This window comes from Flavobacterium ustbae, assembly GCF_003946915.1.
In the GTDB taxonomy this organism is placed as follows: domain Bacteria; phylum Bacteroidota; class Bacteroidia; order Flavobacteriales; family Flavobacteriaceae; genus Flavobacterium; species Flavobacterium ustbae.
Genome location: NZ_RPOC01000006.1, coordinates 154,360 through 167,823, shown reverse-complemented (window position 1 = coordinate 167,823; position 13,464 = coordinate 154,360). Strand labels below are relative to the sequence as shown.

The 13,464-nt window shown below is 34.6% G+C and carries 10 protein-coding genes; 4 read left to right on the top strand and 6 right to left on the bottom strand.

Going from position 1 to position 13,464, the window contains the following annotated elements:
- Positions 1-7: 7 nt before the first annotated feature.
- The 3 genes from EG814_RS10540 to EG814_RS10530 form a co-directional block, all read right to left on the bottom strand.
- Positions 8-1,279 carry an MFS transporter gene (locus tag EG814_RS10540; RefSeq protein WP_125721643.1) on the bottom strand — a complete coding sequence of 424 codons (1,272 nt, stop codon included), beginning with the start codon at positions 1,277-1,279 and terminating at the stop codon, positions 8-10.
- A complete protein-coding gene (locus tag EG814_RS10535) occupies positions 1,266-2,837 on the bottom strand; it encodes a glycoside hydrolase family 10 protein (RefSeq protein ID WP_125721642.1) in 1,572 nt (523 codons plus the stop codon). Before EG814_RS10535 ends, EG814_RS10540 begins: the two co-directional genes overlap by 14 nt.
- Before the next feature lie 343 nt (positions 2,838-3,180).
- A complete protein-coding gene (locus tag EG814_RS10530) occupies positions 3,181-4,389 on the bottom strand; it encodes an anhydro-N-acetylmuramic acid kinase (protein ID WP_125721639.1) in 1,209 nt (402 codons plus the stop codon).
- Positions 4,390-4,794: 405 nt separating this feature from the next.
- Here EG814_RS10530 and EG814_RS10525 point away from each other — a divergent pair, with 405 nt between their 5' ends.
- On the top strand, positions 4,795-5,133 hold the full coding sequence (locus EG814_RS10525) for a hypothetical protein (protein WP_125721637.1): 339 nt from the start codon (positions 4,795-4,797) through the stop codon (positions 5,131-5,133).
- Between the two features lie 72 nt (positions 5,134-5,205).
- The gene (locus EG814_RS10520) at positions 5,206-6,831 is read left to right on the top strand and encodes a GIY-YIG nuclease family protein (RefSeq protein WP_125721635.1); all 1,626 of its coding nucleotides are present in this window, start codon (positions 5,206-5,208) and stop codon (positions 6,829-6,831) included.
- A 96-nt stretch (positions 6,832-6,927) separates the two neighbouring features.
- Here EG814_RS10520 and EG814_RS10515 read toward each other — a convergent pair whose 3' ends face one another.
- The gene (locus EG814_RS10515; protein ID WP_125721633.1) at positions 6,928-7,161 is read right to left on the bottom strand and encodes a hypothetical protein; all 234 of its coding nucleotides are present in this window, start codon (positions 7,159-7,161) and stop codon (positions 6,928-6,930) included.
- A 251-nt stretch (positions 7,162-7,412) separates the two neighbouring features.
- Here EG814_RS10515 and EG814_RS10510 point away from each other — a divergent pair, with 251 nt between their 5' ends.
- Positions 7,413-7,655: a hypothetical protein gene (locus EG814_RS10510; RefSeq protein WP_125721631.1), complete on the top strand. Its 243-nt coding sequence runs from the start codon at positions 7,413-7,415 to the stop codon at positions 7,653-7,655.
- Between the two features lie 181 nt (positions 7,656-7,836).
- On the opposite strand, the gene EG814_RS10505 is transcribed toward EG814_RS10510, so the two are convergent.
- Positions 7,837-8,649, bottom strand: coding sequence for a mechanosensitive ion channel family protein (locus EG814_RS10505; protein ID WP_125721629.1), 813 nt, complete (start codon positions 8,647-8,649; stop codon positions 7,837-7,839).
- Between the two features lie 390 nt (positions 8,650-9,039).
- On the opposite strand from EG814_RS10505, the gene EG814_RS10500 reads away from it, so the two are divergent.
- The gene (locus EG814_RS10500; protein WP_125721627.1) at positions 9,040-11,946 is read left to right on the top strand and encodes an FAD-binding and (Fe-S)-binding domain-containing protein; all 2,907 of its coding nucleotides are present in this window, start codon (positions 9,040-9,042) and stop codon (positions 11,944-11,946) included.
- A gap of 219 nt (positions 11,947-12,165) precedes the next feature.
- Here the strand turns inward: EG814_RS10500 and EG814_RS10495 are convergent, their stop codons facing one another.
- Positions 12,166-13,326, bottom strand: a complete 1,161-nt coding sequence (locus tag EG814_RS10495; RefSeq protein ID WP_125721625.1) for a Gfo/Idh/MocA family protein — start codon at positions 13,324-13,326, stop codon at positions 12,166-12,168.
- Positions 13,327-13,464: the final 138 nt, after the last annotated feature.

The window sequence follows — 13,464 nt, the reverse complement described above, 5'->3', positions numbered from 1 at the left end:
TTGGGGTTTAAACTTCTTCTGATTTCTTCCCAAAATCTTTTGGGAAAGTTAAAAAACGTGATAAAATAAGACCTGGAATTGTAGCTAAGAAAACCCAAATAAAGAAGTTTTGATAGCCTAAATATTTTTGTATAAAACCGCTCAACATTCCTGGAAGCATCATTCCTAATGCCATAAAACCAGTTGCCAGTGCATAATGTGCTGTTTTTGATTCTCCTTCGGCAACATGAATTAAATACATCATAAAAGCCGTAAAACCAAAACCATAACCGAATTGCTCTACAATTACAACGGCATAAATATAATAAATTGAGGTTGGATGAAAGAAAGCCAATAATATAAATCCTAAAATTGGAAGGTGCATAGCCAAAAACATAGGAAACATCCATTTCGTTAATCCTTGTTTCGAAATGGCAATTCCGCCTAAAATACCACCAATGGTTAAGGCTGCAACGCCACAAGTTCCGTAAATAATTCCAACGGCTTCTGTATCCAATCCCATTCCGCCAGATGCTTTTGGATCCAATAAAAATGGACTTAACATTTTAAGCAATTGCGATTCTCCTAATCTGAAAATCAGAATAAAAGTTAGAATCAATCCGATTTGTTTTTTCTTGAAGAAACTGATGAAAATTGTACCAAAATCTTGAGAAGGTTTGGCTTCTTTATTAGCAACAGTATTAATTTCGTTTTTTGGTGTAAAAATAAAATTGTAAGCCGTGATGAAAGCCATCAATAAACCTACAGAAATCATGGTGTAAGACCAAGCTTTGGTATTATCTCCAAATTTATGTTCTAAATAACCTGCAAAAAGCACCACTAGTCCGTTTCCTGCAAGCATAGAAAGCCTGTAAAAAGTACTTCTGATACCGATAAAGAAAGATTGTTTGTCTTCTGGCAAAACCAATAAATAAAATCCGTCGCTGGCAATATCATTAGAAGCCGATGCAAAAGCCGCAACCCAGAAAATCGAAAGCGTCATGATGAAAAATCCATTTGTCGGAATTGTGAAACCGACCAATAGAAAGGAAATGGAAATGATTAACTGCATCATTAAAAACCATTTTCGTTTAGTTCCAATTAACTCAATAAGCGGACTCCAAAGCGGTTTAATAACCCATGGTAAGTAAAGTAAACTCGTGTAAACGCCAATATCTTCATTAGAAATTCCGAGATTTTTATACATAATTACCGAAACGGAGATAATTATGGCATAAGGCAATCCAGAAGCGAAGTTAAGAAGCGGAATCCAAAACCATGGTTTATTATCTGTTTTCATTTGGTTGAGCTGGGATATAGGTTTTTAAAGGCTTTTTTAGATCTATTGCAATTGGCGAACTTTCGTTGGCATAATAATCAATAAAAGTTACAGCGCACGCTTTGTAAAGATTCAGTTTTCCGGCCGCTATTGCGAAATTGATTTTTCCGGCGACTTCCTTAATCGTCACCTTTTCGATGATTTTTGTAGCATCGTTAATGTCGATTTTCGAAACATGCTCGCCTCCATAAACCACCATATAGCGAACCTTTGTATTAAGCGGACTTTTGAATGTAAAGTTGTATTTAATACTGTCTTTGTTGTATTCCAATACTTGCGGCGTATCAATAATAACGTGTCTTAAATTTGGAACAGCCAGAGGAAGCGCAGGATATTTATACTGGTTTTCTTGTAGCAAACGTACCACGTCAAAATTTTTACCGATGAACCACTTGGCACTAAAGTAAGCGCTTCCAGATACATTTTTAAAACTTCTTGCAAAATCTACTTGTGTTGGAATTTCAGTTGCAAAATTCCAGCTTTTGTCGCCATCGCCTCTAATTTTATAAGGAGCGTGACCAATATAAATGGCTGTACCATTAGCGTTTTCAGACCACCATTTTACTAATTTAGAATAAGAAGCCCTCGGATTATTCATACTCCAATACAATTGAGGCATGATATAGTCGATCCATTTTTGGTCCATCCATAAAACAGGGTCAGCATAAAGATCGTCATAATTTGAAGTAGACTGGGTTTCTGAACCTTTTGGATCTTGAGATTTATTTCGCCAAACCCCAAAAGGACTAATTCCGAATTGAACCCAAGGTTTGCTTTCTTTTATCGTTACAGAAATGGAATGTACAAAGTTGCTCACATTTGCGCGTCGCCAGTCGGCACGGCTTAAGCCTGAACCATATTTTTGATAAGAAGCGTTATCATTAAAAACTTTTCCTGGAACAGCGTAAGGATAAAAGTAATCATCAAAATGAATCGCATCGATGTCATATTTATCAACTACTTCTTTAACGACTTTGGTTAAATGTGCCTGAACTTCTGGTAACGCAGGATCGTAATACCATTTTCCACCGTATTCAATCATCCATTCTGGATGTTTAAAAAGATCGTGATTGGGACTTAAAAGGTTTTTATTCAAATCGAAAGTAGCGCGATACGGATTCAGCCAAGCATGAAATTCAAAACCTCTATTGTGTGCCTGTTCAATCATCCATTCCAAAGCATCATAATAAGGGTTTGGAGCCAGGCCTTCTTTTCCAGTAAGAAATCGTGACCAAGGTGCAAATTCTGAAGGATAAATAGCATCGCCAACGCTTCTAATTTGTACAATTACAGCATTGTAATTCAGTTTTTTATATGCTTCTAAAATTTCAAGATAATCTGCTTTTTCTTTCTCTACATTATCGATGCTCGTTTTCGGCCAGTCGATATTGACAACCGTTGCAATCCAAACACCTCTAAATTCATTTTTAGGATGCATGTTTTTTTCCTGCGCATTAGAAATCGAAATAGAGAAAAATGAAAATAAAAGAAAGAATATTATGTGCTGATTTTTATGCATTTCAATGTTTTTTAACAGGAATCAAAAATAGTTTGTTTTTGCCACGAATTACACTAATTGCACTAATTTTTGTTTCCAATTATTCTTTTAAAAAATAATTAGTAAAAATTCTTGTAATTCTGAGCTGTTTTTTTAGCCACAGATTAGAAAGATTAAAATGATTAATCCCAAAAATCCTTTAATCTGTGGCATAAATAATAATTCGTGCCATTCGTGTAATTGGTGGCTATTTTTTTAGCCACAGATTAGAAAAATTAAAACGATTAATCCTTAAAATCATTTTAATCTGTGGCAAAAAAAATAATTCGTGAAAATTCGTGTAATTTGTGGCTAACTTTTATAGTTAATCTGGAAACGAAATTTTGCCCATTGTTACCGATGGAATTCCTTTGCTGTTTCCGAAATTGTAATTGCCTCCAGCCACTGTTTCGTTTGCTAAAAGCGCAAATAAAACTGCTTCTTTGGCATCGCTTAGAATACCCAAATCGTCGCTGGTATAAAATTGGCAAGGCAATAACTCCATTAGCCATTTTACCAGTAATGGATTATTTGTTCCGCCTCCCGACATATAAATATGAAAATCCTCTGCCGGAATTGGAGTGTTTTTTATGGTGAAATAAATCGCTTCAGCAATCGTTTCAGCACTTAAACGCGTTAAAGTCGCCAGCAAATCTGATGCCGAAATGTTTTCTAAATTGCATTTTACTAAAGCCGACTGTACAAAATTGAAATTAAATAACTCCTGACCAATCGATTTCGGAAAGTTTTTCTGGAAGAAAGCATCTTTTTTAAGTTCGCTTAAAAGATCTTGATTTACAGTTCCCTGTTGCGCGATTTCTGCATCTTTATCGTAACTTTTTTCAGGGAAATAATGTTTGGTATAAATATCAATTAAGGTATTTGCTGTTCCTGTATCGGTTACAAAAACTTCCTCGGCGTTTAGAGAGGCTGGGAGATAGGTGTAATTCCCGATTCCACCCATGTTGAGCATGATTCGGTTTTCGCCTTTTTTTCCGAATAATAAATAATCGCCATAAACCGCTAAAGGTGCACCTTCACCGCCAGCCGCAACGTGTTTTTGTCTGAAATCTGAAAGTGTAATAATTCCCGTTTTTACCGCAATATGATCGCCGTCGCCAATTTGTAAAGTCGCATTTGGAAATTTTTCCTGCCCATGCAAAAACTTAGGCGCGTGTAAAACCGTCTGTCCGTGTGAAGCGATTAAATCAACTGCGCTTGACGAAATATTCCATTTTTCAAGACAATCGTTAATCATGCCGCTGTGTAAAATTCCGATCCATTCGTTTAATAAAGCGAAATGCTGAAAATCGATTGTTTTCTGAGCGAATACTTTTCTGATTTCGTTTTTAATGTCTTCCGAATAAGAAATGGTTTCAAACTCTAAGATTTTGACGTCTGTATTTTCGCCAGAACCAGAAACAGCACAAAGCGCAATATCAAGTCCGTCAAGAGAAGTTCCAGACATTAAACCGAGTATTTTTCGAGTTTGTTTTTGGGCTATAGTATAGAGCGCGGTTATATTTTTATTCATTTTGATTGCGATTTTTTGATTGTGCTAAAATCGGAATGTTTTGGGGATAAATTTACGGAAATGTGAGATTTTTAACGAGCATTGCTTTTCTGTTATCTTAAATATTACTTTGAATTGCCAGTTCATATGCCAGAAAAATCATGAGTTGAAAATCAAGACGCATTTGATTTAAATGAAGGTTTCAAATATATATTAACACAATTCAGGTTAGGATTAATGAACAAATTTTTAACGATTCAATTTTAATCAAGTAAATGAAATCTTGGATCAATTGACCTAAAACAGGTTAGATTTGTACTTTGATTAAATTAAGTAATAAAAATAATATAAATTAATATCTTGCAATGATTGAAAGTTTTTCTCTAATTTGATAATTACTTTAACTATTTATAAAATAAATTTGAAATGAAAAAAGAGCCCGTGATTGTTTATGAGGATAGATCAGATGTAATTTTAATAGAGAATAAACATAAGTATTCTGTAAATATAACATTGGGTTTATCTGAAGGACAAGATTTTTATGTTAAAATTAATTTTAAAAATCTTACTCTAGATGACTTTAAATTATTAAATGAATTAGGTCGATTAGAGAGAAGGTTGGTATTTAGTTCAGAATTAATTGAAATAGAAAAATTTAACATAACTCATATTGTTATTACAAACAGTCATTCTGATAGTTTATTGGGGGTTATTTGGGAATGTCTTTCAGACGATCCTAGTTTGTATGATTTAATAATAAAATAGTTAAATCTCTAGATTTTAATTGTTACAAATTATAATCAAGGATGATTTCAATTTTATAACATAAACATAAATATGAAAGAACATATTAAAAGGAAAATAGAGCGCTCAATTGATCTTGTACCAGAAGAGGGTACGGAAGCTTATGAAAAATTACAAGCAACACATGAAAAAGACATGGTTCGTAATCCTAATTTAAAGAAAATTATACAGGATAAATTTAAGAAAGCTGTTAGTACTCTTGAACTTCAAAATCTAAATGGTATTGGATTATATGTTGATCACGAGCTAAGACATTTTTTAACAGAATTTAATCACCGTTCTTGGTCATTTGGTCATCGAAAAATGCCAATAATGTTCAACATAATGGAAGCTTTTTTTGATCTTGATAAAACTGTAAATTCTTGGAAATTACTTGAGGAAGAAGATTATCTCATTTCTTTTTTTGATTTCATAGATTATTACACTTCAAATGATTTTGAATACAATATTGATTTTATAAAAGATAATTTTCAAGAGGATTTGATCTATAATTATAATGTAGGAGCTGATATAAAAGAAATTAACTTTAAGACAAGTAGTGGTAAGGAGTTTGTTATAGCAGGAATTTCGTTAGTTCGTAGAGGTTCTGAAATTACATTTATGTTCGTAACTGGAGAAATGACTGACACTTTGAAAGTAACGAAAGAATTTGTCGATCACTCCCTAGGAAAAGTAACACCTGGAAAAGAAAATATTCATCCTGCAGAAAATAGAATAAGGGAAGCAGTTAAATTAAATGATGACCCAAATTTATGGAAAGCTTTAATAGCCTGCCGATTTGATTTAGAAACTCAAAAAATTGACGCAAGATATATAGCTAAAGACGAAGGAAATTCTTATACTATTATCACTGACGATAGGACAGGTTTTATGAGAAAAGGCAAATGGCTTACAGAAGATCATAAAGAAATTTATAGTAAATTAGTAAGAGATATTGAAGAATATAATTCAATATTTGAATTAGCAAAAGCTTGTTTGTATATTCCGCATTATTTTAATGTTTCAGAAGATAATATAATTGAAGAGGAAAGGGAAACAAAAGTAAAAGCATTAATAAATAACCCGCTAAAGAATCGAAAGTACAAAGATATTGAATCAAAATATAAGATAAGATTTCGTTCTCTTTGGTTATTGAATAGTAATAATAAATTTTCTTTCGACAGAGTTGTTTTAAGAGATGATAAGTTTAAAGTAGAAAGCAGTGGCTACTGGATGGATTTGAAACCAGATGAATTTGGTACAGACAAAAATAATAAACAAATTACAGGAAGAACATGGGTTACAACAACAGAAAGTTATTTTATAGCAAATTCTGATGAATTAATTGTTTCAAAAAATGATCAGAATAGATTTGTAGGAGAAAACGCGGGCTATATTTATATTATGCGAAATACTACAATGGAAAGAAACATCTACAAAATAGGTTTGACAACAAAATTAACGGATGAAAGAGCTAAACAGCTATCGAAAACAAGTGTTCCTGACCATTTTTATATTATGCGTGAATGGGCAGTAAAAGACTGTAAAAAGGCGGAGAAAGAAATTCATGAGATTTTAAAAAATTATAGAATTTCATCAAATCGAGAATTTTTTAAATTAGATATGCGATTAGCAAATGATGTAATTGATGGCGTTGTTGATGAAATTAATAAAGAATAATAAAAATAATTAGCTAGTATGAGCGTCTCGGATGCTTGAATATTTAAAATAATAAAAACCTCGATTTTCAAGTCGAGGTTTTTCATTTTAAGCTTTTTACTCCAACTCCAAATAAGGATTTAAAGTTTCGGCTAATTCATTGAGCCAGTAAAAGCTGTCTTTTAATTTGATGATTTCGCTTTGAAATGTTTCATGTTCGCTTAAGACACATAAAGCCATTGTAAAGTTTACCTGCCTTAGTGTTTTAGCCATTTCTACAGGATCGATTCTGTCGTTGAAAAAATTCAAAAGCTTGATTTCGGTTTGTTTTGAAATTGTGTTGGTACTCATAATCTTTGTGTTTAGGAAAAGAACCCGTACAGCTAAGGTGTCCTACGCCACAAAGTGCGTTGCAGTTGTTTCCAATACTGCCACCATACCGCACGGGCAAAAGCTTTTTTGATATCATATTCTTTGTGTTTAGGACTGTAAAGATATCAAAAAAAATATTTTATGTAAGAAAAATATTATATTTTAAAGCCTAATTGTTTCTACGAAGTAAATATAAAATGTTATTTTTACAAATGAGAATATTCAAATAAATGAAATATATACAAGACGAAAATATTTTTGTTGTAATTGGTGGAATTGTATTCTGTGTTTTTCTAATATGGTGGATTAGAATTGGAGATATAAAAGAATCCAAAAAGCTAGAAGAAGAAGGATTAGAATTGGATTCAATGACTAAAATGCGTAGTTGGAGGGTTTATCTTATTGCAGGAATTGGAATCATTGTTATGTTGTTTGAAATTTTGAAACGATTGTATCAAATGATCTTTCACTAAACATCTTATGAAACCAAGTGCCCTAGCCCAGATGGAAGCGGCATCCTTTTGTGTCTCGTTTTTTAACGAGACACAAAAGATATAGCGGACAGCTGGACACGAGCGATAGCGAACTGACTAAGTAAATAGCTTCAAAAAGAAAAAAACCTCAGAAGCTTAGCATCTCAGCACCTTAGAACCTCTATTTCAACACAAACTCATTCTCTTTCAGCTTTTTCAAAACAGCAGCAATAATCTTAGAACGGCATTCCGAATTTTCGTTATAAGGACCAGTTTTAATCCAATATCTGATATTTAAATGAATGACACCAGCAGCGGCGACATCGGTAATTACGGCGGCGTTTTCGTGATCTTTATCGGTTACTTCTTCACTGTTTCCAAGAACTTCTTTTATGAGTTCGATAGCTCGTGTATAGTCAGAACCATATTCTAATCCGACTGTGAAAGTCTGGAGGAGAAAACCTTCGCTGTTATAATTAATGAGTGTGTTTTTTATAAGAAGTGCATTTGGAATATAAATAATTTTAGAATCGCTTTTGATTTCGGTGTCTCGCAGGTTGAGGTTAATGACTTCGCCTTTTACGCCGTTGCTTTCGATAATATCACCAATATTAAAAGGGCGTTTGAAGGCAAGGAGAATTCCGGCGAGGAAATTTTCGCCAATATCTTTAAGCGCAAAACCAATTACAAAAGCTGAGATTCCTGCACCGGCCAACATGCTTGTTGCAACGCCTTCCAGACCTATAATACGGAACATTATAAGAATCCCGATGATGAGTAAAACCGATTTGATTAAGCGGGCAATAAATGTAGCCAAAAGACGATCGTGCATTCTGGCTTTGAGTCGATTTCCTGCAAAAATACCCACACGGCTTGCGATAAACCAAGAAATGAGAATGACCAAAATGGCGAGAATAAATTTTGGCGTAAGATCAACAATGCTATTGTAGTAACCTTCGAGATGGTTGATGACGTCCTGAAAGAAATTTTCCATAATAATTGTGGCGTAAAAAAAGTTGTAGTTCGTTGGCTTAATTTTTTTAAACACATAGAAACATAGATTTAAAAAACTAAAAAAGGCGTTTCACTTGCATAAATTCACATAGTTTGCTATGTGTGAGAAATGTATTTCTCTTGGTAATCTTTCTGCATAAAATGAACTATGTTTCTATGTGTTTAAATTTTATTCATTTTCCAAACGAACTAAAACTTTAAAATTAGCTTTTTAGTAAACGGAATGCTTTACAGGATTCTTTCAGAATTTTATAAAATCTTTCGGAACTGTTAGATAAATTCATAAAATAGAACTGTTTTGCCTTGTGATATTTTTATCTTTGTGGTCTGAGTTTTTTCAGGAAATATTTTTATAAAAAGCACCATTTACATGTTGACCCAATCTCATTTAGAGCAATTAGCCGCAAGTCTCGAAGGCACACTTTTATTCGATGAGCTTCATAAAACGCTTTATTCTACAGATGCTTCGGTGTACCGAATTAAGCCGAATGCGGTGGCGTTGCCTAAAACGACTGACGATATTGCCAAGCTGATTAAATTTGCAGTCGAAAATAAGCTATCGATTACGCCGAGAACTGCGGGAACTTCGTTGGCGGGACAAGCAGTTGGGGACGGATTGGTGATTGATGTGTCGAAGCATTTCACTAAAATTATTTCGTACAATGCAGAAAAGAAAACCGTAACCGTTCAGCCAGGCGTAATTCGCGATGAGTTGAATTTATTCTTAAAACCTCACGACGTATTTTTTGCTCCCATTACATCAACTTCAAACCGCGCGATGATTGGCGGAATGGTTGGAAATAATTCTTCTGGAACAACTTCGATTCGTTACGGAGTTACGAGAGATAAAATTGCTGAAGTAAAAGCACTTTTAAGTGACGGATCTGAAGTGGTTTTTAAAGACCTGACTTCGGCTGAATTTATTGAAAAAACAAAAGGCGATTCTTTAGAAAATAAAATATACAAAACGATTTACGACGAACTTTCGGTTGCAGCAGCTCAGGAAGAAATAGTAAAAGAGTTTCCAAAACCAGAAATTCACAGAAGAAATACGGGTTATGCGGTTGATATTCTCTTGAAATCGGAATTATTTGGAGGAACTGAACCCACTATAAATCTTGGAAAGTTGCTTTGCGGAAGTGAAGGGACTTTGGCTTTTACAACCGAAGTAACGCTGAAAGTTGACGATCTGCCACCGCCTCACAGTATTATGGTTGTCGGACATTATCATACGATTCAGGAATCTTTAGAATCGGTTGTGGTGGCGATGAAACATCATTTGTACACTTGCGAAATGATCGACGACACGATTTTGGATTGTACGAAAACCAGTCGCGAGCACGTTAAAAACCGTTTCTTTTTGGTTGGAGAACCTAAAGCCATTATGCTGTTTGAAGTCGCATCGCACACTCTGGAAGATGCTGAAAAACAAGCCGATGCTTTGATTGCCGATTTAGAGAAAAACAATTTTGGTTATGCGAAAGTAAAAATTTACGGAAATGATATTGACAAAGCCAACGAACTCAGAAAAGCGGGTCTTGGACTTTTAGGAAGTATTGTTGGCGATGATAAAGCAGCCGATTCGATTGAAGATACGGCGGTTGAATTAAGTGATTTGCCTGCTTATATTGAAGAGTTTTCGGCGATGATGCTACGTCACGGACAGGAAGCGATTTATTACGCACATGCTGGAGCGGGAGAACTGCATCTTCGTCCGGTTTTGAATTTGAAGAAAACATCTGATTTAAAATTGTTCAGAACCATTGCGACAGAAGTGGCGCATTTGGTTAAAAAATATAGAGGTTCGTTAAGCGGTGAACACGGCGACGGAATTGTGCGCGGTGAGTTTATTCCGTTTATGATTGGCGAGAAAAACTATGAATTGTTGAAAAGGATCAAACTAGCTTTTGATCCAAATTCGGTTTTAAATATAGGTAAGATTGTAAATGCCTTGAAAATGGACGAAAATCATCGTGTAGTTTCGGGAAGAATTGAACCCGATATTAAAACGTTTCAGGATTTCTCAGACAGTTTAGGAATTTTGCGTGCGGCCGAAAAATGCAACGGTTCCGGAGATTGCAGAAAACTGCCGTCAGCGGGAGGAGCGATGTGTCCGAGTTATCGTGCGACTAAAAATGAAAAAGAAACCACCCGTGCGAGAGCCAACGCTTTACGCGAATATTTAACGTATTCTGAGAAAGAAAATAAATTCGACCAGAAAGAATTATACGAAGTTTTTGAGTTGTGTGTAAGCTGTAAAGCTTGCGCCAGCGAATGTCCGAGTAATGTGGACGTTGCAACTCTTAAAGCAGAATTTTTATACCAATACCAAAAGGCAAACGGATTTTCTACGCGAAATAAGATTTTTGCCAACAACGCCAAATTGAACAAAATGGGAAGCAAATTCCCATCGATTACGAATTTTATTTCGAATCAGTCTTTTGTTAAAAAAACAATGGGAATTGCGCCAGAAAGGCAAGTGCCGCTTTTGGCGAAAAAGACGTTTAGAAAATGGTATTCAAATAATAAACCTTCAAAAACAGATTTTCCAAACGGAAGATTGTATTTGTTTGTAGACGAATTCACCAATTATTATGATGTGAATATCGGAATCGATGCTTTTGAACTTTTAACGAAATTGGGTTATCAGGTTTTGGTAATCGATCACGAAGAAAGCGGAAGAACGTATCTTTCTAAAGGTTTTTTGGAAGAAGCCAAGAAAATTGCCAATCATAATGTGAATATTTTTAAAGATTTAGTGATGTCAAATGCTCCTTTAATCGGAATTGAACCATCGGCGATTTTGACTTTTAGAGATGAATATTTGCGTTTAGCAGATGATAAAGAAGCGGCAGAAAAATTATCCCGAGATTGCTTTACGATCGAAGAATTCTTCAAAAAAGAAATCATAGACGGCAAAATTACTTCAGATTCTTTTTCTGAAGAAACGAAAGAAATTAAAATTCACGGACATTGTCACCAGAAATCTTTAAGTTCTGTTGAAGCGACTTTCGCGATGTTGAATCTTCCTAAAAACAATACAGTTACGATTTACAATTCGGGCTGTTGCGGCATGGCGGGTTCTTTTGGTTATGAAAAAGAGCATTATAATGTAAGTATGCAAATGGGAGAGGATACGCTTTTTCCAAAGGTTAGAAACACAGCCGAAAATGTAAAAATCGCAGCTGCAGGAACTTCATGCCGTCATCAAATTTATGATGGAACGAAGAGAGAAGCACAGCATCCAGTTTCTATTTTGAGAAATTGCTTGAAGTAGAGTTTAACCGCAAAGAGCGCAAGGAATTACGCCAATGCACGCAAAGATTTTTTTGCCACAGATTATGCAGATTATCACAGATTTTTTTTAATCTTTTTAATCCTTTTAATTTGTGGCAAAAAAAATAATTCGTGAATTCTTGGCGGAAAAATAGCCACGAATTCACGAATTAAAATAATTAAAAAACTGTGTCTTAGTGCCTTCGTGGCAAGCAAAAAACTATTTCAAGCTTACTTTTTTACCCGTTTCAGCGGCTTTATAAATTGCGTTGATGATTCTAACGTCTTTAATACCTTCTTCACCAGTAATATGATTTGGAAGTTTTTTGTCTGCTAAAATCACTTTACAAATCTCATCCATTTGAGTTTGCTGCTGGTTTATAACTGGGAAATTAAACGGTTTTCCATCAGATCTCTTTCCAACAAAAGGGCCATAACTTACAGCAGGACTCATTTCAAAGAAACCTTCATCGGCAGCAGCATGAAATCTATCAATACCAAAACCATACGAACTGCAACAATTAGCGACGGCGCCACTTGGAAATTCCATTTGCCATGTAATGTTTTCTTCTACTTCTTTAAATCGGTTTTTGTTATTGATAGTTCCAAATTGTGCTGTAACCGCAATTGGTTCTTCGCCTAAAACATAACGCGAAACCTGAATACAATAAATACCTAAATTGATTAAGGTTCCTCCTCCCGCAAATTTTTTAGTCATTCTCCATTCATTTCGATCGTTTAAATCTACAGCTTTATTAACGTCGTGAATGTCATAAGTGCTGTATCCCAGAGCGGTTTCGATGTAACGAACCTGTCCCAAAACTTTTTCTTGTCCCAATCGTTTTACTTCTAAGTGATTCGGTTCGTAATGAAGGCGATAACCCATTGCCAATTGCACATTATTATCATTGCAGACTTTAATCATTTCCTCGCAATCCGCAACCGTAATAGCCATTGGTTTCTCTACAATAACGTGTTTTCCGGCTTTTGCAGCACGAACTGTAAACTCTTTGTGTAATGAATTTGGAGTTACCACATAAACCAAATCGATATCTTTATTTTTTACGATTTCATCGAAATTTTCGTAGTTGTAAATGTTCTTTTCAGGAATATTATATTGTTTTTTCCACTTTTCTGCTTTAGAAGGCGTTCCGGTAACAATTCCCGTAAGCTGACAATATTCAGAAACCTGAAGACCTTCAGCCAGCAATGAAGCATAGTTTCCTAAACCGCACAAAGCAATGTTTAATTTTTTTCCAGTATAAGGAATTCGAACCTTTTCTGTTTCAGTTATAAAAGAAGGAAGTGAAGTCATTACGACAGATGCGCCAACGCCAAGTCCAAATTTATTTACAAAAGAGCGTCTTGTAATTTTTTCCATAAGTTAATCGTTAAAAAATTAAACATTTTATTGATTAGTAGATTGTTTTTTGAAAATGTTACATTTGAGTTTAAAGTAAATTTAACCGCAATGCACGCAAGGATTTACGCAAGGGTTCGCAAAGTTTTTTTAGCCACA

Bases quoted from the DNA above. Each gene is read 5' to 3' on its own strand.
- EG814_RS10540 (WP_125721643.1), bottom strand. From the start codon at position 1,279: ATGAAAACAGATAATAAACCATGGTTTTGGATTCCGCTTCTTAACTTC.
- EG814_RS10535 (WP_125721642.1), bottom strand. From the start codon at position 2,837: ATGCATAAAAATCAGCACATAATATTCTTTCTTTTATTTTCATTTTTC.
- EG814_RS10530 (WP_125721639.1), bottom strand. From the start codon at position 4,389: ATGAATAAAAATATAACCGCGCTCTATACTATAGCCCAAAAACAAACT.
- EG814_RS10525 (WP_125721637.1), top strand. From the start codon at position 4,795: ATGAAAAAAGAGCCCGTGATTGTTTATGAGGATAGATCAGATGTAATT.
- EG814_RS10520 (WP_125721635.1), top strand. From the start codon at position 5,206: ATGAAAGAACATATTAAAAGGAAAATAGAGCGCTCAATTGATCTTGTA.
- EG814_RS10515 (WP_125721633.1), bottom strand. From the start codon at position 7,161: ATGAGTACCAACACAATTTCAAAACAAACCGAAATCAAGCTTTTGAAT.
- EG814_RS10510 (WP_125721631.1), top strand. From the start codon at position 7,413: ATGAAATATATACAAGACGAAAATATTTTTGTTGTAATTGGTGGAATT.
- EG814_RS10505 (WP_125721629.1), bottom strand. From the start codon at position 8,649: ATGGAAAATTTCTTTCAGGACGTCATCAACCATCTCGAAGGTTACTAC.
- EG814_RS10500 (WP_125721627.1), top strand. From the start codon at position 9,040: ATGTTGACCCAATCTCATTTAGAGCAATTAGCCGCAAGTCTCGAAGGC.
- EG814_RS10495 (WP_125721625.1), bottom strand. From the start codon at position 13,326: ATGGAAAAAATTACAAGACGCTCTTTTGTAAATAAATTTGGACTTGGC.